20 protein-coding genes are annotated in these 21825 nt (G+C 33.5%); 2 read left to right on the plus strand and 18 right to left on the minus strand.

Translation table 11 applies throughout. The features are described 5' to 3' along the window. Nucleotides 1–79 precede the first annotated feature (79 nt). The 18 genes from A3SG_RS0105720 to A3SG_RS0105805 all read right to left on the minus strand — a co-directional run bounded on the left by A3SG_RS0105720 (nt 80) and on the right by A3SG_RS0105805 (nt 20117). The gene (locus A3SG_RS0105720) at nt 80–523 is read right to left on the minus strand and encodes a hypothetical protein (protein WP_016989064.1); all 444 of its coding nucleotides are present in this window, start codon (nt 521–523) and stop codon (nt 80–82) included. Nucleotides 524–777: 254 nt separating this feature from the next. Further along, nucleotides 778–990, minus strand: a complete 213-nt coding sequence (locus A3SG_RS0105725) for a hypothetical protein (protein WP_016989065.1) — start codon at nt 988–990, stop codon at nt 778–780. Between the two features lie 250 nt (nt 991–1240). Continuing rightward, nucleotides 1241–1435: a hypothetical protein gene (locus A3SG_RS0105730; protein ID WP_016989066.1), complete on the minus strand. Its 195-nt coding sequence runs from the start codon at nt 1433–1435 to the stop codon at nt 1241–1243. Nucleotides 1436–1494: 59 nt separating this feature from the next. Continuing rightward, entirely contained in the window at nt 1495–1662 is a 168-nt protein-coding gene (locus A3SG_RS21850) for a Thivi_2564 family membrane protein (RefSeq protein WP_016989067.1), read from the minus strand. Nucleotides 1663–2199: 537 nt separating this feature from the next. Next, nucleotides 2200–2634 carry a response regulator gene (locus tag A3SG_RS0105740; protein ID WP_016989068.1) on the minus strand — a complete coding sequence of 145 codons (435 nt, stop codon included), beginning with the start codon at nt 2632–2634 and terminating at the stop codon, nt 2200–2202. Beyond that, the gene (locus A3SG_RS0105745; protein ID WP_016989069.1) at nt 2634–5966 is read right to left on the minus strand and encodes a PAS domain S-box protein; all 3333 of its coding nucleotides are present in this window, start codon (nt 5964–5966) and stop codon (nt 2634–2636) included. Before A3SG_RS0105745 ends, A3SG_RS0105740 begins: the two co-directional genes overlap by 1 nt. A 15-nt stretch (nt 5967–5981) precedes the next feature. Next, on the minus strand, nt 5982–6548 hold the full coding sequence (locus tag A3SG_RS0105750) for a helix-turn-helix domain-containing protein (RefSeq protein ID WP_016989070.1): 567 nt from the start codon (nt 6546–6548) through the stop codon (nt 5982–5984). Nucleotides 6549–6883: 335 nt separating this feature from the next. Beyond that, the gene (locus tag A3SG_RS0105755; protein WP_016989071.1) at nt 6884–7882 is read right to left on the minus strand and encodes an NADP-dependent oxidoreductase; all 999 of its coding nucleotides are present in this window, start codon (nt 7880–7882) and stop codon (nt 6884–6886) included. A gap of 111 nt (nt 7883–7993) precedes the next feature. Then, on the minus strand, nt 7994–9358 hold the full coding sequence (locus tag A3SG_RS0105760; RefSeq protein WP_016989072.1) for an NAD-dependent succinate-semialdehyde dehydrogenase: 1365 nt from the start codon (nt 9356–9358) through the stop codon (nt 7994–7996). 459 nt (nt 9359–9817) lie between these two features. Further along, on the minus strand, nt 9818–10390 hold the full coding sequence (locus A3SG_RS0105765) for a hypothetical protein (RefSeq protein ID WP_016989073.1): 573 nt from the start codon (nt 10388–10390) through the stop codon (nt 9818–9820). A gap of 218 nt (nt 10391–10608) precedes the next feature. Beyond that, nucleotides 10609–10785 carry a hypothetical protein gene (locus tag A3SG_RS0105770; protein ID WP_157485324.1) on the minus strand — a complete coding sequence of 59 codons (177 nt, stop codon included), beginning with the start codon at nt 10783–10785 and terminating at the stop codon, nt 10609–10611. Between the two features lie 450 nt (nt 10786–11235). After that, the gene (locus A3SG_RS0105775) at nt 11236–11529 is read right to left on the minus strand and encodes a putative quinol monooxygenase (RefSeq protein WP_016989075.1); all 294 of its coding nucleotides are present in this window, start codon (nt 11527–11529) and stop codon (nt 11236–11238) included. A gap of 652 nt (nt 11530–12181) precedes the next feature. Beyond that, on the minus strand, nt 12182–12694 hold the full coding sequence (locus tag A3SG_RS0105780; protein WP_016989076.1) for a hypothetical protein: 513 nt from the start codon (nt 12692–12694) through the stop codon (nt 12182–12184). After that, the gene (locus A3SG_RS0105785) at nt 12691–13377 is read right to left on the minus strand and encodes a peptidoglycan DD-metalloendopeptidase family protein (RefSeq protein ID WP_016989077.1); all 687 of its coding nucleotides are present in this window, start codon (nt 13375–13377) and stop codon (nt 12691–12693) included. The genes A3SG_RS0105780 and A3SG_RS0105785 overlap by 4 nt, the downstream gene beginning before the upstream one ends. Before the next feature lie 96 nt (nt 13378–13473). Next, the gene (locus tag A3SG_RS0105790) at nt 13474–13740 is read right to left on the minus strand and encodes a hypothetical protein (protein WP_035663495.1); all 267 of its coding nucleotides are present in this window, start codon (nt 13738–13740) and stop codon (nt 13474–13476) included. 111 nt (nt 13741–13851) lie between these two features. Continuing rightward, nucleotides 13852–16260, minus strand: a complete 2409-nt coding sequence (locus tag A3SG_RS0105795) for an alpha-ketoacid dehydrogenase subunit alpha/beta (protein ID WP_016989079.1) — start codon at nt 16258–16260, stop codon at nt 13852–13854. Between the two features lie 185 nt (nt 16261–16445). Continuing rightward, nucleotides 16446–19274, minus strand: coding sequence for a hypothetical protein (locus A3SG_RS0105800; protein WP_016989080.1), 2829 nt, complete (start codon nt 19272–19274; stop codon nt 16446–16448). A 114-nt stretch (nt 19275–19388) separates the two neighbouring features. Further along, the gene (locus A3SG_RS0105805; RefSeq protein WP_016989081.1) at nt 19389–20117 is read right to left on the minus strand and encodes a TIGR00730 family Rossman fold protein; all 729 of its coding nucleotides are present in this window, start codon (nt 20115–20117) and stop codon (nt 19389–19391) included. Between the two features lie 354 nt (nt 20118–20471). Here A3SG_RS0105805 and A3SG_RS0105810 point away from each other — a divergent pair, with 354 nt between their 5' ends. Together A3SG_RS0105810 and A3SG_RS0105815 are read left to right on the plus strand one after the other, a co-directional pair. Next, the gene (locus tag A3SG_RS0105810) at nt 20472–20819 is read left to right on the plus strand and encodes a hypothetical protein (protein ID WP_016989082.1); all 348 of its coding nucleotides are present in this window, start codon (nt 20472–20474) and stop codon (nt 20817–20819) included. A 188-nt stretch (nt 20820–21007) separates the two neighbouring features. Next, nucleotides 21008–21781, plus strand: a complete 774-nt coding sequence (locus A3SG_RS0105815) for an LEM-3-like GIY-YIG domain-containing protein (protein ID WP_016989083.1) — start codon at nt 21008–21010, stop codon at nt 21779–21781. The last annotated feature ends 44 nt before the right edge of the window (nt 21782–21825 follow it).

A 21825-nucleotide genomic window follows, 5' to 3' on the forward strand; every position in this document is an offset into this window, starting at 1 on the left:
AAAAGGCAGTAATAACTATAAACGTATATAAATTGTGTCGTTTTTTATTTGTATCAATTAACCTATTATTTTGTATATACTAAAAACTTTTAGTACTTATAATTATTTGGCTATCAGGATCCTGCGTTTCTACATCTTTTTCAGCAGTTATAAATATTTTTGTAGGCTTCAACGGAGTAACTGTTTTAAAATTAGCCTTCAGTTTTGAAGATAAAAATTTTGAATCACTTTTTATTTGCCCAATATTTTTAACCATTGAATCGTCTGATTCCATCCAAACGACATAAGCCTCTTTTGATGACTCAAGCCTACTTACTTCTGCGAGATTTTCCACTTTAATTTCCACTAAATAGTTCTTATTGTCATCCTTCGTTATTTTGACATCGCCGCGTGCAGCAGGAACAATAGAGGAAGTTTGGAACGCTATCTTTTTAGCGCAAGAAGTGAAGGAAGCTGTTAGGACGATTAGCAATAGGCCTAAAAATATATTTTTTGTAATTGTATTAAAAGTAGTTTTTTTCATTTTGTTTTAGATTATGATTTGTTATTTAATTATTTGAAAAGTATAGCAACTGTAGACCTTATTAAAATTTAGTGACACAATTCGACCCTGTGATTAAGAAGGAGAAAGGGGATCGAAGTATGTATTATGTAGCTTAAATATCTTTTAAATATTCGGGCTATTGTTCCATATTATTATAATTAATTGTTTTCGAAATGTAATTTGCCTTTAGTTTTAAAAAAGTATTTTGGACTAATATAGAACCTTTAAGTCAATTAATTTTTGTCTTTAACCACAAGTACAACTCCACCGATGATTAGCACTACACCCACTATTGGTGACCATTGTACCGGATTATTTGTTTGTTTGTTGATCTCAATAGGACCTATATCTACAACTTTTTCAGTAGTCACATAATTAAACCCTGTGTAAAACATCATAATTGCTCCAATAATTATGAGTACGAATCCTATATTCTTTGCATTCATATATTTTAAACTTTTAATGTTAAAATTTGACAGCCACTCTTGCTTTTAAGGCTACCTGGTAAATTTATTTCAATCTGAAACATTCAAAAAAACAAATGTTTAATGTTGTATTATCGTAGCACATAAAAACTAAAAACGAAATTGTGTTTACTATAATTAGCAAACAAACACACAAAGCCTAATTAAGAAGGTAGAGTTAGAAATAGTAACTACTCAACTATAACGATGCTATGTCCTATTCTGATATTATTTATGATTCATCTTTAGTTGTTCTCACTAAACTTATTCCCGATGAAAAGAATATTAATCCTAATATTCCGTAGATTATCAGTGCTTTGATATCTTGATTGCCGCCTGAAGTATTCGTAAATAATACTGCAGCATAAATTAGCGCTCCGATACCAAGAGCTGTAAGTAATGCTCCAAAGATTCTTTTAAGATTCATGATTTTATTTTTTAAAATTTATAAATTTGATAACTTTTTTAATATTTGTATTAATTAATTTAAGTATTAAAAAGCCCAAAAGCATTAAGTATCCATACAGCAGTCACGATTATAATTAGTGAATTGAACACGTTTTTAATTGTGGCATCCATTGGAACATAAGTATTTATTAACCAAAGGATAGCGCCGGTAACGATTAAAACTAGCAATATGCTGATTAGTGACATGATGGAAGTCTGTAATTATATTATTATCAAAGGTAGAGCTCTATTAGCAGTATATTTTATATAATTTTAATGAAAAGTTGCATCATTCACACATTTCTAGGATCAATATTTTGTGGTTATTAAACAATAAATCACCGAATGTTATTTTGGTTTTGTAGCTTTAGAGTGATGTTAATTTAATTATTGTGGTTTGGCCAACGGTATTTATTTGCAGCGTCACTGCAGCTAGCGTTATATTATCAATTGACGAACTGGACTTTAGATTAATTCCTGTTTGGGGTGCTATTTTCTTATCTCAATGACTTGATATTCTTTATTTCACATTAACAAATGGTTGGGAGTAAATATTTGGCTTATAGACCCATTTGTAACCTTTTTATCACCCATAAAAAGTGATACTAGCGTTTCCAAAATAATTAAAAATTAGATAATTAATATAAACGATAATTTCTATAAATAGAAAAAAGAGCTAAGCCGACTGATGTACTTTGCTCTTTTTTGATGTGCTCCTTTAATTTAATGCGCTTGAATAAATCATTACATCCTTGCCATGTACCAATTCAACTCTTTTTCTATTCTTTCAAAATGAAAATAGGCGGTAATATTTTTTTGAAGTCGCAAGAAAGAGGTTTCACTTTTTACGACATAATCAAAGGCTTTGTGGTGCATACAACTAATGGCTACATCAATTTTATCTTGGGACGATAACATGACGACCGGAATGTCTGGGCTAAACTCTTTAATTTTGTCTAAGGTTTCAATACCGTTCATTGCAGTTTTATCTATACCGTCTAAATGGTAATCTAGGATAATTACATCTGGTTTCTTGTCTAAATTTGCAAGACAGAGTTCACCGGTTGCATATGTTTCAACAATAAAATCGGTATGGTGAAGAAATTCGATTTCTAACGACTTTAGAAAAACGGCATCATCATCTACTAAAAATAGTTTTATTTTCTCTTCATTTTTCATCAGTTTTTGTTTTTTATATTATTAAATTCTACCTCTAACTCCGTACAAGCTTGGTTGCAAACCGTTGAAAGCTGCAATACCAAATTATTTATTTCCTCTTTTTGACTTTCTAAGTCTCCTGTGTAACTCTGAATTTTTTTTGCCATATCCTCAAATTGAGGGCTAATCCCCATTATGGAAAAGGAAGGCACCATTTTATGTACTGACGCGCGAAGCAATGCCCAGTCCTTGTGCAGTAAGCTTTCCTCCATTGCATTGACTAACGGAGGTGTTTGCTGTAAATAAGCATCAATCATTTCCATCATTAATTTAGGATTAGACTTAGTACGTGAATCTAAATATCCCAAATCAATACATTTTTCGTTTTTAGGAGCTATAGTTTTTTTAACTTCTTTCGCTTTTTTGGAAGACGGTTTTCTCACAACACCCATGATTTTGCTATATAATAATCGTTCATCAACAGGTTTTGCTATATAATCATTCATTCCTACTGACTTACATTTAGCTAGATCTACGGTGGTAACATCGGCCGTTAGTGCAATAATGGGAATTTGAGAATTCATTTTTGTTCTAATATATTCAGTCGCTTCAAACCCATTCATTTCCGGCATTTGAAGATCCATCAAAATTACATCATAAGAATTATTTTGCATTTTTTCAATTGCTACTTTCCCGTTTTCGGCAATATCGCGTTCGAATCCAAAATCATCTAAAAGTGTTTTCATCAGTAACTGATTCAAAGGAATGTCTTCAACCACTAAAACTTTGATACTTTTACTATTCTTGTCTAATTCAAATATTTCGTTTTCTAATTCTGCTTCTGCTGTTGTTTTTTGGAAGCTTAAGCTAAAACTAAAGGTAGTTCCGTGGTCAACTTTACTAACCACTTTAATACTACCACCTTGTGGCTCGACTAATTGTTTAACAATCGCCAAACCTAGTCCAGTTCCGCCATAAATTCTGGAAGTCCCGCTTGATGCTTGTTGGAAATTATCAAATATAGATCCTAATTTTTCTTCTGGAATTCCAATACCAGTATCGGTTACTGCAAATTCTATGGTAACATTTTCTTCATCTTCATCAACTAAACGAACACTTACCGTTATTTTTCCTTTGGATGTAAATTTGACTGCATTACTAACCAAATTTAAAATAATCTGATGCAAACGAATAGGATCTCCCACAATTACGGTAGGTATATTAGAATCGTATTCTTTAGTTAATTTTAAATTTTTTTCTTGAATTTTTGTTTCGAATAAATGAAGCATCGATGCAATGGACGACTTCACTTTGAAAGGTGTTTTTTCAAAGGACATCTTCCCTGCATCTACTTTTGCTAAATCCAAAATATCATTTATCAGTACAATCAGCGCGTCACCACTCATTTTTATAGCATTGAGATATTCTTTCTGTTTTTCAGTCAAATCTGTTTTAAGGACCACTTTTGTAAAACCAATGATGGCATTCATCGGGGTACGTATTTCGTGACTCATATTTGACAAAAATTGCTGTTTTGCTTTTACTGCATTTTCAGCATTTAGTTTTTCTTCTTCGGCAATACCTGTTGCGAGTTCCGCAAAAACTTTAGCTTCAATTAATTCTGTTTCACTTCTTTTTTGGTCCGTGATATCTCTCGCAACAATAACAATTCCCAAAACATTCCCCTGATCATCTTTATAAACGGATCCGTTAAAAAGAACATCTGTCAATTTTCCTTCTCTGTGTCGTAGGGTAAGGGGGGAGTCAGCAACAGATCCTTTTGCGAATACTTCCTGATATACTTCTCTCGCCATTTGAGGCTCAGTAAAATAATCAAAGAAATCGGAACCAGTAAGTAGCTCGCGCTCTACGCCGGTGATATTGATTGTCGCTTCATTCATATCTGTAATTTTCCCTTCGATACTAATGGTAACTAGTGGATCTCGACTTGCTTCAATAAGACTAAGCGAATAATTAGAGAGTAATTTTTGTGCGGTCACATCTCTTGCGGCCGCAAAGACCCCTAAAACTTCTCCCTTGTCATCTTTGTAGACCGACGCGTTGTATAGCACATCTGTCAGTTTTCCGTTTAAATGTTTTATTGTCAATGCATAATCAGAAACAAAGCTTTGTTTAAACACTTGAATATAAGCTTGTCGTGCTCTTTCAGGCTCTGTAAAATAATTAGAAAAATCTGTTCCTATTAAATTTTCTCGTTGAATACCGGTAACAGCTATTAATGCGTGGTTTACGTCAGTTATTTGACCTTCTGCATTGATGGTAACAAGGGGATCTAAACTTGCCTCAAGTATACTACGAGTATACAAAGCCGCTTGTTTTTGTTTTGTTACATCACGAGCAACTATTACAATTCCTAATACCTTACCGACATCGTTTTTATAAACAGAGCCGTTAAATAAGACATCAGATAACTTACCGTCTTTGTGACAAAGTGTCAGAGGAGAGTCAATTACAAAACCTTTTGAAAATACTTCCTCATACACATCACGTGCCATACCAGGGTGTGTGAAGTAATCAAAGAAATCAGTTCCTATCAACTCTTCGCGTTTGACGCCAGTAATCTTAACCGTAGCCTCATTCATATCGGTAATCTTACCATCAATATTGATAGTGATTAGTGGGTCTAAACTGGCCTCGATAAGACTTAAGGAATAATTAGAAAGTAATTTTTGTGAGGCTGTAAATAGTTCTAGTTCATCATTTCTGACTTTTAAACTTTTAACAATAATAAAAACAAGCGTAAAAATAACAAATATTAGTATTAAAAGTAAGAAGAATAGGATCTCCGAATTTTGAATACTATTTTCATTTTCTGTCTTTCTTAGTTTAAGTGCATTATATTCATCAAAATTAATTTTAAAGATGATACTTTTAATTTTGTCGGTAATAACTTTACCGTCCTTTAGAATAGCTACCTTTTCATTTTCATCTAATAAATCTAACTTTCTGTCTTCTATTATTTTTTGAAGTAAAACTAATTTTTTGCTAGTCATTATTTTTAACGAATCTACCTGCCGATTTTGTTTAGCATTGTCGCGGGTTAATTCTGATAAAATGGCCAGATTTCCGTTCATGGCTTTTACTGCATTATTGAACGTCTTTAAATAAACATCATTTTCAGAGATTATATACCCTCTTACGCCGGTTTCAATATCAAGAATATCTAAAAGAACATTATCGTTTTTTCGTAGCACCTCCTGCGCATGCTCTGCAGAGTCGCTGCTTGATTTTACTTTTAGGTTATTGTAATAGAAAACTGCTAAGACAGAAGTCAATATAATCGCTACTAAGATATAATAAAGTTGAAATCTTTTATCTGAAATTAATTTCATGGTGTTTTTTAAAACTTAATTTGGATTCCTATTCTTCTCATTACCAATTTCTTCAAGGGGACTGCGTCTTTTATCTTTTAAATTTTTAAAGTGAGAAGGGGATAGTCCCGTTACTTTTTTAAACTGACTTGATAAATGTGCAACACTGCTGTAGCCCATTTTCCAAGCAATTTCAGTTATATTTAGTTCTCCGTATATAATCAATTCCTTTACCCGTTCTGTCTTATGAGAAATGATAAAATGCTCAATTGTTGTTCCTTGAACTTCGGAGAACAAATTGGATAAATAAGTATAGTCGTGATTTAGCTTCTCACTTAAATAAATAGAAAAATTCACTTTGATAACTTCATCTGAGTGGTGAACCATTTGGATAACTACATTTTTAATTTTTTCTATGAGCATCGATTTTTTATCATCCATCAGCTCAAAGCCAGCGCTAACTAAACCTGCTTTAAGAAGCTCTCTTTGGGCCATGGTGATATTTTCCATGACGTCCACTTCACCTAGATCAACAACAATAAAATGCAATCCAAGTTTTTTTAATTCCTCTTTAACTGCTAATTTGCAGCGGTTGCTGACCATGTATTTGATATATAACTTCAAACTATTTATGTTTTAACTGGTTGTGTAAAAATTGGACTTTTTTTTCAAAAATGAATTACATAACTTTTTAATTAGTTGTATAATTCACGGGTTTAGTGCTTATTATTTTTCCAAAAATAAGAAATAAAAATGATACCGGGAGGAATTTTTAAATTAGGGATTTACTCTATTTATTTTTTTGTCCCAGTGTAAGTTCATCACCGTGGCCAGCAAGGAAGGTTTGAATTTCCAAGATTTTTAAAACGCAATGAAAAAGCCGTCAACGGTATTAATATCATACTGTTAACGGCTTTCTTTCCAGTTTCACTTTGAAACTAAGCCTTGACAATCATTTTTCCGGTATTGATACCTTCAAACAAACCTAATAATGCCGTGGGTAATTGATCAAACCCTTCCACTATTGTTTGAGTAAAGTCTACTTTTCCTTCTTTAACCCAAGTCGACAACTGCTTTATCCCTTCAGGAAATCTCTCTTGGTAATTATTAACGATAAATCCCTGCATTAAAACACTTCTCGTGAGCAACATGGGTTGTAATCGTGGACCCATTGGAGTTTCTTTACTGTTGTATAAGGATATCTGTCCGCATAATGCAATTCGGGCATGAAAATTAATCGCACTTATAACTGCATCTGAAATTTCGCCGCCTACATTATCATAATAGACATCTACACCATCTGGGCAGGCCTCTTTTACAGATTGGTAAATGTCTTTTGTTGTTTTGTAATTGATTACTTGATCAAAACTAAAATCTTCAATTAATACTTTTGCTTTTTCATCTGTACCTGCTATACCTACTACGTGGCATCCTTGTAATTTAGCAATTTGTCCTACAACCATCCCTACGGCTCCTGCGGCACCAGAAACCACCACGGTTTCTCCTGCTTTTGGTTTACAAATATCCATTAACCCAAAATAAGCGGTTAAACCGGTCATGCCTAATATGCTTAAGTAGTAACTCAACTCGGGGGCGTTTGAATCTACCTTTTGTAATTTAGCCTCATTTGCTACGAACATTTCTTTCCATGGAAAGTTTCCTACTACTGTATCACCTACTTTAAAATCATCGGATTTACTTTCTACAACAGTAGCAACTACACCACCTTCTAGAGGTTCATTTATCTTGAAGGGTGCCACATATGATTTGGCGTCATTCATTCGGCCGCGCATGTAAGGATCTACCGAGTAGTACAGTCCTTTTAATAGCACTTCTCCAGACTGTATTTTATTTAATGTGGTACTTTTAATTTTAAAATCCTTCAAAGTGGGTGTCCCTACTGGCTGTGATTGTAATATAATCTGTCTTGTAGTCATATGCTTTTACTTATAATTATGGGATATAGAGATTGAACACGTCTATTGTAAAATACTGAAATTTAGTACGATACATCAAAAACTAGTGCTACTTTCCATGTTTTTCAACTTTTAACTTACTCTTATTAGCTTTTTGTTTACAAATTCATGTATTCCTAGCTCTGACAATTCACGACCGTATCCTGAACCTTTAGTTCCGCCAAAAGGCAAATCTGGTTGTGTTGTCGTAGGCTCATTAATGAAGATCATACCGCTATCGATCTGATCGGCGACTTGCTTGGCTCGCTTTATGTCTTTTGTAAAGATTGATCCACCTAAGCCATAAGGAGAATCATTTGCTAGGTCTATCGCTTCTTGTTCATTTTCGACTTTGTAAAAAGAGGCTACTGGGCCAAATAGTTCTTCTTGAAAAGTAGGAACGCCACGTTTTAAATTAGTTAAAAGGGTAGGTTGCATATAGGCACCAGTATCAGATGCTCTTTTACCGCCAACTAAAATTTTGGCACCTGCTTTTTCAAATCTCTGTACTTGGTCTAATATATTGATTAAAGCTTCCTCGCTACTAAGCGGTCCAACCTGTGTATCTGGATCCATAGGATCGCCTACTTTAAGAGAGGCTATTTTATCTACAAATTTTTCTAAAAACTCATCAGCTACGGCTGCTACGGCAATAAATCGTTTTGACGCAATACAGCTTTGTCCGTTATTGTTAAATCTCCCTGCAACGGCCATTTCAACAACAGTATCGATATCAGCGTCTTCGAGTATTATAAAGGCATCACTACCACCTAATTCAAGCACTGATTTTTTTAAATGTTTACCCGCAGCTTCGGCAAAACTAGAACCTGCACCCTCACTACCAGTTAATGATACTCCCTTAATTCTCTCATCACTAACTAAAGCTGTACTTCGTTTTCCCGAAATTAATAAATTGATATATAATCCTTCTGGAGCCTGTGCTTCTCTGAACAACTCTTCAATTGCAATACCACATTGTGGCACCATAGAGGCATGTTTTAATAAAATGGTATTTCCTACCATGATATTTGGAGCAGCAAATCGCACTATTTGATAAAAAGGAAAATTCCAAGGCATAACGCCAAAAAGAACACCTATCGGACTATTTCTGATAAATGCTTCACCAGATTCAGGGTTTAAGTTTTTATCGGCAAGAAAGGCGGCAGCATTATCGGCATAGTAATCTAATATATCAGCACTTAGGTTGACCTCCCATTCTGCTTGAGCAAAAACTTTACCCATTTCAAGGGTAATTAGCTCTGCAAATTCGCTTTTCCTTTCACGCATTAGTTTGGCTACTTTATGCAATACTTTTGATCGCTCGTCATAAGAAGTTTTCTTCCATTCTTGAAAAAAGGCATTCGACTTTGCGATTGCAGCTTCAACTTGTTTATCAGTCATTTCGTCGAATGACTTTAACACCTTATTTGTAGCTGGATTTGTAGTTTGAATAGACATAAATTTATTTTTAATTGGTTAAAAATATATTTAACCTTTTTTTTAGGCTTTTAAAAAAAGTAGAAACAGACACTGTGATTTGAATAAATAAAAACACGGTATCTGTTTAGGCTTTTTTGCTAACTCTAAAAAGATTAAATCTTGTTTTATAAAATTAAGAAATAGTCCCTCCCTTTATCGCAATTAAACGTTAAAAGAAAATGAGGGTACTACTAATTAATTCATAAATTTTAACAAGCAATTGTTTATTGTGCAGATTACAAGGCGTTTATAGTTTTATGATGTTGTCTGTTAAGTGATTAGGTTTTCAGTAACTTACGGCAATACGTTAAAATAATAGGGAGAGTTGTGGAGCATTTAAGACAGCACTGCTTTGAATGTGAAGCAAAAAATCCAAATAGAAACTGAAATTAATTCGCCTTCTATTTGGATTACTGTTAAAAAAGGAGTTAAATGACCCTACTCAGTATCGCTATCGGTTTTTATGAACAATTTTTTTTCGAAAATAGGAGACCAATCCATTGATTTTATTGCTGATATTTGATTTTGTTCGTTCATGTATACACGAAGTTCTTTATTGGCTACGGCCTTTGTATAGAGTGCTTTATAGCGGAATATAGTTATTTTAGACTCATTGTCTATATAAATCTCCATTAATTTAAGGTCTTTAAAAGCGCCGTATCGCTGTCTGAAATTGGTACAGGTTTTAGAAAGGTTTTCTTCCGTAATGTTGTCGATTACGGACTGTGTTGCTTCACTTTCATTGAATGGCTTAAACTTAGATGTATTGCAAGTCATTAAAATGCGTTTGCCTAATTCATATGCTTTTGTCTTTAGATTAGCGTCAACTTTAAAAATAGCTAATTTTATGAGTTTCGCTTCTTCAATTTTAACCTCAGGGGGTACTTCAGGCGTTACTTCAATTAGAACTTCTGTTACTATTTCAGCTGGCTTATTATTAGGTATGGCTTCTTTCTTTGACTTACATCCAATGAGGACAACTAAGCTGAGTAGTAGGATTATTTTCTTCATTTTTGAGGTGTTATTTTTAGTAATAAATTAGGATCAGGGCAATTGTTTACACAAAAATCCGAGTCGTTTTTTGTTCAGATGTTTGTATGGTCCCCAAAGTTAGTATTTATATTTTTTATAATTTGAAAATTCAGGTGACGAGGATACTCCTGGTAAGTGATGAATCTCTTAAATTAGCTATTTGCTATCCATTTCTGGAAAAAGTGCCAATTACTATTTTATCTGCTATCTATAGTTAAAGGCTCATCTAAACTGTGAAAAATTTGATTTTTAATATGCTGCGCTACTATTATCTTTGGAGCGCGATCTCCAAAATTAGCATTGAAATTAAAAGCAAAAACTTTACCATTTAAAGCAAATAATATAGGAGCCTCGGTTTTTATTAATAAATCCAATTCGACGTGCATATGTTGCGCCTCTGTTTTTTCATCTTTAAAAATAGTACTTCGGCCATAAATATTTCTCTATTTATTATCATTACGTTAAGCAACTTTATCTTGATTAATGGCTAATTTTTTTTTCTATAAAATTATCGAATCTATATCATAACCACGCTACTCTTTTTCCAATGATTTATTTGCAACCGATATAGCGAGAGGTGATATATTTATTATTAGAGATGCTTTCTAGAACGATGGCATCATATTATATAGTATGCAATATCATTTCTAAAGTGTTTATGTACTGCATTTCAATCAGAGTGCTAAAATAAAAAAATTAAAGCCAACATAAAAAACTTATGTTGGCTTTAAAAAATATAATTTGTTACTACTGATATTAAATTTCGATATAAATTATTTTCGAAATAGATAGAGCAACTTAAAAGTAAACTAATTCCTTTCCGATTATTTAACGACCAATAAATCTACAAATTCAATTACGGGATCTTTAGATAGCAATGTTCCAGCGTTTGCCATTAAGGCTTCTGCAATTTTACCAGCAAGGTGTGCTTTTCTACCTTCTTCTGTTTCAAAAGTGTCAAAAATCCCAAATGTTGATGGACCTATTTGTAATCCGTACCAATTTACAGTGTCTGGTTCGTCCAGTACCAGTGGTAAAGCACTTTTTAAAAATGCCGCAACCTCGTCTTCTTTTCCAACTTTAGCTTCTAATCGTGCTAATAAAGCATATTTTTCCATAATAATAAATTTATTTAATAATTAAAAGTAGTGCTATTAGTTTGAGATTTAAATAGTTTAACTTTTGTTCAGCCCAAAATTTAACAGTTTATTGTTTTTAGCAGAATTATAAGTCATAACGGCAATAGAAACCCTTTTCGTCTATTTCTAACAAACGCTTCATCATCTCAACGGCTTAAGTTTGTACTGCAATTGAGGACAAGCTATTATCAGCGTGGTAAGTAGAGATATCAGTACTTAGTGTGCATTCCCGCTTCGCTTGAGCAAGAACTTTCTCCTTTTCAAGGGTGTTTAAGTCGGCAAACTGACTTTTTCTATTACACAAGGGGAGTTACTTTATAGAATAGTTTTGCTTGACCGTTATAAGAAGTTTTATTTCATTTTTGAAAAAGACATTATACTCTTCAATTACGGTTTAAAATTGATCTATAAGTATTTTATCGAACGAACTTAATGCTTTGTTCGTGGCAGTTTTTATTGTTTATATGGACATAAACATATATAATCTTTAGTTTTAAGATGTTAGAATAAGTAGAAGGGAAGGAGCATTGTCCGAAATACTTCTTTTGAAATAAAAATAAAAAATCCAAATGGAAAATGAAATTAAGTCATTCTCTATTTGGATTACTGTTGAAAACCTAGTCTGCACTCATTATTCAGTATCGCTATCGGTATTTCTGAATAATTTTTTTTCAAAAATAGCAGACCAATCCATTGATTTTATTGCTGATATTTTGTTTTGTCCGTTCATATATACTCGAAGTTCTTTATTGGCTACAGCTTTTGTATAGAGTGCTTTAAAACGAAATATAGTGGTCTTTGAATCAGTGTCTTTGTAAATATCCATCAATTTAAGATCTTTAAAATCACCATATCGCTGTCTGAATTTGGCGCAAGTTTTTGATAGCTTCTCCTCCGTAATATTATCAATTACTGATCGCGTTGCTTCACTTTGATTGAAAGGCTTAAACTTAGAAGTGTTGCAAGTCATTAAAATTCTTTTGCCTAATTCATATGCTTTCGTCTTTAGATTAGCGTCAACTGAAGTGGTAGCTAATTTCACGATTGTAAGCTCTTCATTTTTTGCCTCAGTCGCTATATCTACTTTTTTTGACTTACATCCAATAAGTACAATTACGCTTAGAAGGAGAATTATTCTTTTCATTTATGAGATGATATTTTTAGTAATAAGTTTGGATTAGGACAATTGTCTAGATAAAAATCTAAATCGCTTTTTGTGCAAACTCCGGGATAATCACCAAAATTACCCTCTATGTTTTTTATAATTTGAAAATGCAGATGAGGAGAATAGTCCCCGTTAACTGCAGAATCTCCTAACGACCCTATTTGCTGTCCTTTTTTATAAACTGTTCCTGTTACTATGTTATCTAAACTATCTAAAGATAAATGCCCATACAAAGTATAAAAAGTCTGACTTTCGACCTGGTGTTCGAGAATGATCGTTGGACCATAATCTCCAAAACCAGCATTGAAATTAAAACTGTGAACCTTACCGTCAAGAGCGGCTAAAATGGGAGTTCCGGCTTTTATCCATAAATCTAAACCAATATGAATGTTTCGTTCTTCTGTTTCTTCATCTTTAAAAATAGTGCTTCGCTTGTAAAGATTTCTTTCTTCATTGTAACCTCCATACGCTACTTTTGCATTATGCAAGGTTAGATAACCTTCAATATAATTTTCAAAATCTGCTGAATCCGCTAATGATTCCTTAGAAAGATTGTGATTTAAAACAGATAAATCCAAAGCGACATATTGATTTAATGAAATAGAATCAGCTATTACTTTCACGTTTTGGGTATTTCTTAAAACGGTTTCTAAACTTGTCATTATTTGTTGTTTTGTAATTTTTGATTTTACTATATAAAAAAAGTCAACTGAACTGATTCAAATTGACTTTACTATTTTAGGCATTAAAAAACAGGATTATTTCTTAACTTCAACTTTGGCTTCACCACCAGATACATTAACGCTCGTCGAGTTTGTTCCGTTTTTAGTGCTAACATCAACCCCATCACTTCCTACACTGATAGATGTCCCATCAGGATTTTTTTCCGCTGCAGGAGCCTCAGTAGTAACTTCAATAGTTTGATTAGTGGTAGTTTCTGGAGCGGCTGGAGTTTCTTCTTTTTCTTTGCAAGAAACGATTGCCATAACTGACAATACACCTATAATCATTGATATTTTTTTCATTTTTTTTTGTTTAAGTTTGTAACTAATTAGGCGGCAAGATACTATTTTTATTAACATAAACAAAAACCCAACCGCGTGACGGTTGGGTTTGGATATTTGAGTTTTTTACTTTTAATATAAATTTGGAAATTTAGACGGGTTTACCTCATTCATCATATTGTAAACTTTTTCAAAAATATCTTCAGCAGATGGTTTAGAAAAGTAATCGCCATCCGTTCCGTATGACGGTCTGTGCGCTTTAGAAGTTAGGGTTTGCGGCTTACTGTCTAAATAGTTGTAACCATCTTGTTGCTCAATAATTTGCTGTAAAATATAGGCAGAGGCACCTCCAGGCACATCTTCATCAATTACCAGTAGGCGGCTTGTTTTGGCAATACTTTTTACAAGATCATGATTAATATCGAATGGAAGCAAAGACTGTACATCTATAATCTCACAGTCAATACCCACTTCAAGAAGTTCCTGGGCAGCTTGTTCAATCAATCGCAATGTTGAACCATAAGAAACCAATGTGATATCAGCCCCTTCTTTCATCGTTTCAACAACACCTATTGGAGTCTTGAACTCACCATAATTTAGTGGTTTTTTCTCTTTTAGGCGATATCCGTTTAAACACTCGATTACTAAAGCCGGTTCATCACATTCTAACAGTGAATTGTAAAATCCTGCTGCTTTTGTCATATTTCTCGGAACTAAAACATGAATGCCTCTTAAAGCGTTGATGATCATTCCCATAGGAGAACCAGAGTGCCATATTCCCTCGAGGCGATGCCCTCTTGTACGAATAATTAATGGGGCTTTTTGTTTTCCTACTGTTCTGTATTGCAGGGTAGCTAGATCATCACTCATAATTTGGATAGCGTACAATAGATAGTCAAGATATTGAATTTCCGCAATAGGTCGTAAACCTCTTAACGCCATTCCGATACCTTGTCCTATAATGGTTGCTTCACGTATTCCAACATCGGCCACACGCAGGGCACCATATTTTTCTTGCATCCCCTCTAAACCTTGATTTACATCACCAATGGCTCCTGCATCTTCTCCGAAAATTAATGTTTCTGGGTATTTTGTAAAGATAGCATCAAAATTATCACGTAAAATCATTCTTCCGTCTGTATCCTCTTTTGCCTCTTCAGCATATTGCGGTAAAACTTGTTTTACTGAAAACACATTTAAAGCGGAATCAGAATATAAGTGACTGCTAAACTTTTCCTGATGTCTTTTGATATAGGAAATAATCCAATTTGATAATTCGCTTTTCCCTGTCTCATTTAGCACAAGACGTAAAGATTTGCGTGCTGCAACGAGAATTTCCTTTCTAATAGGTGCTTTTACACTATTTAATTCTGAAGCGTGTTTTAGTATGACTTCTTTATTGTTGCTTGAATTTGCAGTTTTTTCCAATAAAGAAACTAATTCTTTTTGTTCTTTAATAACAGGATCGATAAAAGCGTTCCATGCGGCTTTTTTACCCTCAAGAACCTCTTTCTTTGCGTTTGCATCTATCGCATCTAATTCTTCAGAAGAGGCAATGTTAATTGCGATCATCCATAATCTCATCTGTCTGATACAGTCAAATTCTCTTTCCCACGCTAATCGGTCTGCATCTTTGTATCGTTCATGCGATCCTGAGGTAGAATGTCCTTGAGGTTGAGTCAGTTCATTTACATGTATAAGCACAGGAACATGTTGTTCTCGTGAAAGAGCAGATGCTTTTTCATAAGTAGCAATCAAATCAGTATAATCCCATCCTTTTACTCTAAGAATTTCATATCCTTGTGCTGCATCATCTCTCTGGAATCCTTTTAAAATTTCAGAAATATTCTCTTTTGTGGTTTGATGTTTTGCATGAACTGAAATGCCATAGTCATCATCCCAAACACTTATTACCAAAGGCACTTGTAAAACACCTGCAGCATTAATAGTTTCAAAAAATAATCCCTCAGAGGTACTTGCGTTTCCAATAGTTCCCCAGGCGATTTCATTTCCTTCAACTGAGAAATTTGCTTTATTAGGTATTCCTTTAACTTGTCTATATATTTTTGAGGCCTGCGCAAGTCCTAATAATCGGGGCATTTGTCCTGCGGTAGGAGAAATGTCTGCGCTGGAATTTTTTTGTTTTGTCAGATCTTTCCAGGAACCGTCTTCATTTAAACTATGAGTAGCAAAATGACCTCCCATTTGTCTTCCGGCAGACATAGGCTCTTGTTCAATACTTGGATTACCATAAAGTCCGGCAAAAAATTGTTCAACAGTCATTTGGCCTATAGCCATCATAAAAGTTTGGTCACGATAATATCCGGAACGGAAGTCGCCGTTTTTGAAAAATTTAGCCATTGCCAATTGCGGCACTTCCTTTCCATCTCCAAAAATACCGAATTTAGCCTTTCCGGTTAACACCTCTCTACGTCCTAATAGACTACACTCTCTACTTATCATAGCGATCCTATAGTCGTTCAACACTTCGGTTTTAAAATCTTCGAATGTCAATGTAGTATTGGTTTTTTCTTTTATCATAATTGAAAGGTATCACTTAAAGACACAAATTTACTTAAAAAGTATCTATTATCATAATACAGTGAAAGAAATATAATTTAAGTATTGTCAATTATAGTACTATAAATATATTGATAATTTAGTTATTCATAATTAAACATCCTTTTTATTATAAATAACATAAAAAATAGGGGTAATATATTCAATTAAAACCATTTTCGATTAAATAAATTGATTAATATTTTGGGTGATAATGTAATTATAAATCGGATTTTTTCATTGTAGTTGTTTTGCCCAATTTCCCAACCAGTAGAAGAGTAGATAGGAAGGTACATTTCAAAGTAGTCAGGAACCAGATTCAATCGGATTCCACTGTCGTATACAAATCTCCCGCTTTGACCTCTGTTTTTCAATAACCCGGCATCACCGTAGACTTCAATCCAATTCCAAACCGTATACCCCCCATTCAAAGTGGTCATCCATTGATTGGCATATGGCGTGTTGAGTTTTGATTTAAAGCCACCCTCAGCCAGAATTAACTGTTGGCTAAAAAAACCATTACTTTCTGATCTCCCATAATAACCGTAATCAAATAAATAATCTGTAGGACGGTCTAAGGCGAAGCTGAAAAAATCAGAATTGCTGTTGTTGTATAAAAAAGTTCCTGCATAAATACGCAAGCTGAACTGACGGTTGTTTTCAAAAAGTTGTCTGTATTCCACTTCTGTCGAAAATTTTCCAAATTTCCCTGAGATTTGGAGGTCAGACAATAAGCTGAAATGATTAGTAACTTCTGTTTTTGTATTGTAGTATTTAGCATTAAATACGGAATAGTTTTCGGTAGAATTATCAATAATGATATCGCTCTTTTCTCTGTTTACAATCACTTGGCGGAATAAAACCGACTGTTTTTTGTTGTCTCGAATGTTTTTTTCTCTGATACTTAGCTGCACCATCGGATTAATTTTCAAATAGGCAGCATCTGGGGCATAATGGAAATAAGAGCCAGACAAGGAATAGCGCATGTTGTAAAGGACACTGTGTCTATAATTTTGATTAACGACAACAAAACCAGATCCTGAAAATGTTTTTGCATTTGTCGAATAGGCCGGATTGACATCGAAGATAAAAGGTTTGTCTAAAATCGTTTTGTTGTGAAGGCGCATTCCGGGAGACAGGCCATCATATAAATTGTAGCCTAGGGTAGGGACATATAAAATCTGGTTGTAATATGGATCCTCAAGATCCTTCATAAACACAAATTTGATGGGGCGGTTATTCGGGAAAAAAGACTTTAACGATTTCCAGTTATTTCTTAAATTGTATTCCGGAACTTCATTCTTGTAATTTAAAACGATTTTATCAGCGTTTTTTCTTTCTAAAGTAAATACGCTGTCTGGTACTTGGGGGTCCAGCCATTTTTTAAATACAATTTTGCCTTTTTTAACTCCATAGATGGGCACGGGAACAACAACCCCTGTTCTATTTTTAATAGTAAATGAGATACTATCCGCAGACTTGACTACATCAGCAAATTTAAAATCTATGATTTCTCGGGACTCAATGATTGTTTTGAAGAACCAACTAATATTCTTGTTTGAATTTCTTTTTAAAATGGTTTCAAAATCATTTCTGGAGACTTGCCTTTCCTTATTCTCAACATAGAACTGGCGGATACTATTTATAACAATGCTTTCTCCAAGATATTTATCTAAATATCTAAAACTTAATCCAGCCCGATATTTACTGGCGATTTGTTCGTTGAATTTGATCAAGGAATTTTTAGGGTCTCCTAAGGGCTGATCCAGATTCTTTCGCGCCATCAGCATATAAAAATAGCTGTATTGCTCGTTAAAATCCAAATTTGTAAGATTATAACTTTTTAACAATAGAAAAGTAGAAGCACTACCCAGCATCTTAGTATTTGGGTGATTCTCTTCAATATATTTCATCATGGCATAGACCTGAATTCCATCATAGATCCAGCTGTCTTTTCTGTTGTCTAGACGTAAACTATTCTTGAGATAGGCATTTAAATAGGTTTTCAAAAATTTGATTTCATACGTGAATTCATCGGTAAAAGGGCTGATAAATGACGGCAGTTGATTTAATCCATAGAATGGATTTCGTTCATAATCAGTCTGGGAAACAACAATTTTTTCAAACGGGTATTTTCCTATTAAATCATCGACATAACGAACTACGCAGTCGATGACATAAGCCTGTTGCTTTGTAGTTATTTTTTCCTCCTTCAAATTGGTCACAACCTCAAGTGCACTGGATTTAAAACTGTGAAAACTGGATTTTGGCTCTATAAAAAGACTGAAATTAGTTCTATTTTTCCCTGATAATTTATAAATGAAATAGCTTTCCTTTTGAATTGTTTCATCGCTGTTTAAATCAGTCGTAACGCTTAAACCTATGGGCACTTTCAAATCGAGATCTATATCAGAGACGGCATTGGCAATATCATCTAAATTAGCATTGCTGTATTTTATAAAGGCATGGTTCTCATAGCGTGCAGGAGTGAGATACCAGTTTTTTAGATTCATTCCACCAACTGGATCATATCCAAATTTTGTAAACATATCACTTGGAATTTTTACAGTATAAGTAAGGCGCAATTTTATTTTTTGATGTGGGGCGAGTTTTTCTCTCAATTTAATGCTGACGAGATCAGGGTTTTCAGCCGTTCTTTCCCAAGAAAGGAATAACTTGTCAGAATCAATAATTGTTATATTTTTAGTGCTGCCTCGTTCTTTTTCTTTAGCTAAATGGAAACCGCGATAAAACTCATCCGAAAATCGTCTCGCTAAAGGGGTATTAACATCAGAGTAGGCGTTATTCCAATCATATAGAATTAGCGAAGATAGCGTATCATTCGATTCATTAAAATAGGTCAGTTCCTGCTGAATGTTCAAAGTTTTATCCGCAGGATTAACTTCCACAAATACTGAGGAATGGTGCTGGGCATATTGTTTTATTGAGTTTAATAAAACTAAAATACAAATCGCAATTTTATAAAATCGGTTCAACTTTTAATTCAACTAGTTAGAGGCACAATATACATTTATTTGAGGGACAAAAGGAGTCCTTTTTTTTAAAAAAGTGGGCAAAAAAAAGACTGTTTGTAAAAACAGCTACCTTTATTAAAAATTGGGTTTCAAATTGTATTTTTTATAGAAGTTATCTAAAACATTTACAACCTCGTCTTCGGTGTCAACAATTTTTATTAGATTCAAATCATCAGGGCCAACAGTATGTTCTCTTTCAATTAATACTTTTTTTACCCATTCAATCAATCCGGACCAAAAACTTGATCCTACAAGTATGATAGGAAATCTTGCGATTTTTTTTGTTTGAATCAACGTCATCGCTTCAAACAATTCATCTAAAGTTCCAAATCCACCTGGCATCACCACAAATCCTTGAGAATATTTCACAAACATTACTTTTCGAACAAAAAAGTAATCAAAATTTAGATTTTTATCTCTATCAATATATGGATTGAAATGCTGCTCAAAGGGCAATACAATATTCAATCCCACCGAAGTTCCTCCACCTAAATGTGCACCTTTGTTACCGGCTTCCATTATCCCAGGACCTCCGCCAGTAATCACTCCGTAACCAGCTTTACTAATTTTGTAGGCTATTTTTTCTGCAAGTAAATAATAAGGGTCTTCCGGCTTTGTTCGTGCCGATCCAAAAATGGACACGCACGGACCAATGCGTCCCATCGCCTCATAACCGTTTACAAACTCGGCCATGATTTTAAAAATCGCCCAGCTGTCATTAGTCCGGATCTCATTCCAGTTTTTCTGTTTTAAGCGGTCTTGGATTATTCTATCCTCATCATTGTCAAAATCTTCTAATCTCATATTGGTATTGTATTATTAACTATTATTTTATGGAGCCTTATCCAGCTATCCGCTATATTCCCAAATTAGGAAAACTACGACCAAGGCCTTGTTTTTCTAATTCGGGAGCTGCCGCTTCTATCTGGGCTAGCGATCCAAGATACTAAAGTAACTCTTTTTTCAAATACGGCACGGTATAGTCCAATTATTTTTTAAAAGGGTCTTTCCTCTTGAATATGAGTTGCAATAGGAAATTAAAGGCAAGGCCTTTTTATAAATAAGAAAAGCCTTAAATTCGTTAATGTAAAATTCGAAAAGAGGTGTATATTTGATGTTATATACAAGTTGTAAACAATGCAAAAAAACTAACGAAAAATGAAATACGCTGAATTTAATATTGAAAAGAATAAGATAGAATTTCTGAACTCTGTATTCGGAATGGAAAGTGTTTTGTTAAACGGAAAAACCGTTTCTAAAAAATTCTCATTCTCTGGAGTTAAACACAAACTAAACCTGAATTCTGAAAATTTTATTCTGAAATCTAAATACAAACAATTCGATAAAAGAGAAATTGAACTGGAATTGGTTAAAAACGGTACGACGATTGAAAGACAAATTGTTAGAGCAGACAATAAACAAAGAATTTATTGGGTGTTGATTGGTACTGGATTAGGATTCGGAGCATATAAACTCTTGAATTTTATAATTGAGAATTTGAATTAGAATACTGGAATATATATAGAAGCACAGTTTACAACAGCCGTTTTGAGCTAGCTGGAATTTAGTGGAATTAATGTTTCGTATTATGTTTTCGTTAAGCCGAAAATTGAGCGGTTACAAATTCCCCACCATCTCGAAGTGGCGAAACGCTAGCTGCAAGTACATCGTAAATTGCGTAAAAACAACGAATTATGACAGAATTATTTTCGCAAAAGACACAAGAAGAATTAAAATCTTATGTTTATATTTTAATTGACCCACGAGATAATAAAATATTCTATGTTGGGAAAGGTTATGGTAATCGAGTTTTTTCTCATATAAATGAAGCAATATTTAATCCAAGCGAAACTGAAAAATTAGAAATTATCAGAGCAATTAAAATAGAAAATCTAAAAGTAAAACACTTTATAATTCGACACGGATTAGAAGAAAATGAAGCGCTGATAGTTGAATCTGTTTTAATTGACTTTTTAACTTTTAGAGATTTTGCTGAAGTTGCTAAAATTTCAAATATCGTTGCAGGACATAATTCATTTAACCGAGGAATTAAAACAGTCAATGAATGTGAAATACTTTATAATTGTGAAGAATTAATGAAAGAAGATATAAAACATAAAGTTATAGTAATCAATATAAATAAATCGTACGATAATAAACGAAAAAAGAAAAGTGAAAATCTAGTTTACCAAAGACCGAATATTTATGAAGCAACGAGAGGTTGGTGGGTTTTAGACAAAAAAAGAGCTGAAAATTCAGATTTTGTTTTAGCCGAATACAAAGGTGTAATAAGAGCAATATTTAAACCCGAAAAATGGGTTCAAGAAATAGAATATATAGGAACTAAAAGATGGGGTTTTGTAGGTTCAGAAATAACTTCAAAAGAAATTCTTGATATTTATATAAATAAAGAAGTTCCTAAAATTAGAGGAATGGCAAATCCAGTTCGTTATTTTGAGAAAATATAATAGCGGAAAAAATAACATTGCTCTTCGAAATCTATCTTAAACGC

Source organism: Flavobacterium sp. ACAM 123, from assembly GCF_000264055.1.
GTDB lineage: Bacteria > Bacteroidota > Bacteroidia > Flavobacteriales > Flavobacteriaceae > Flavobacterium.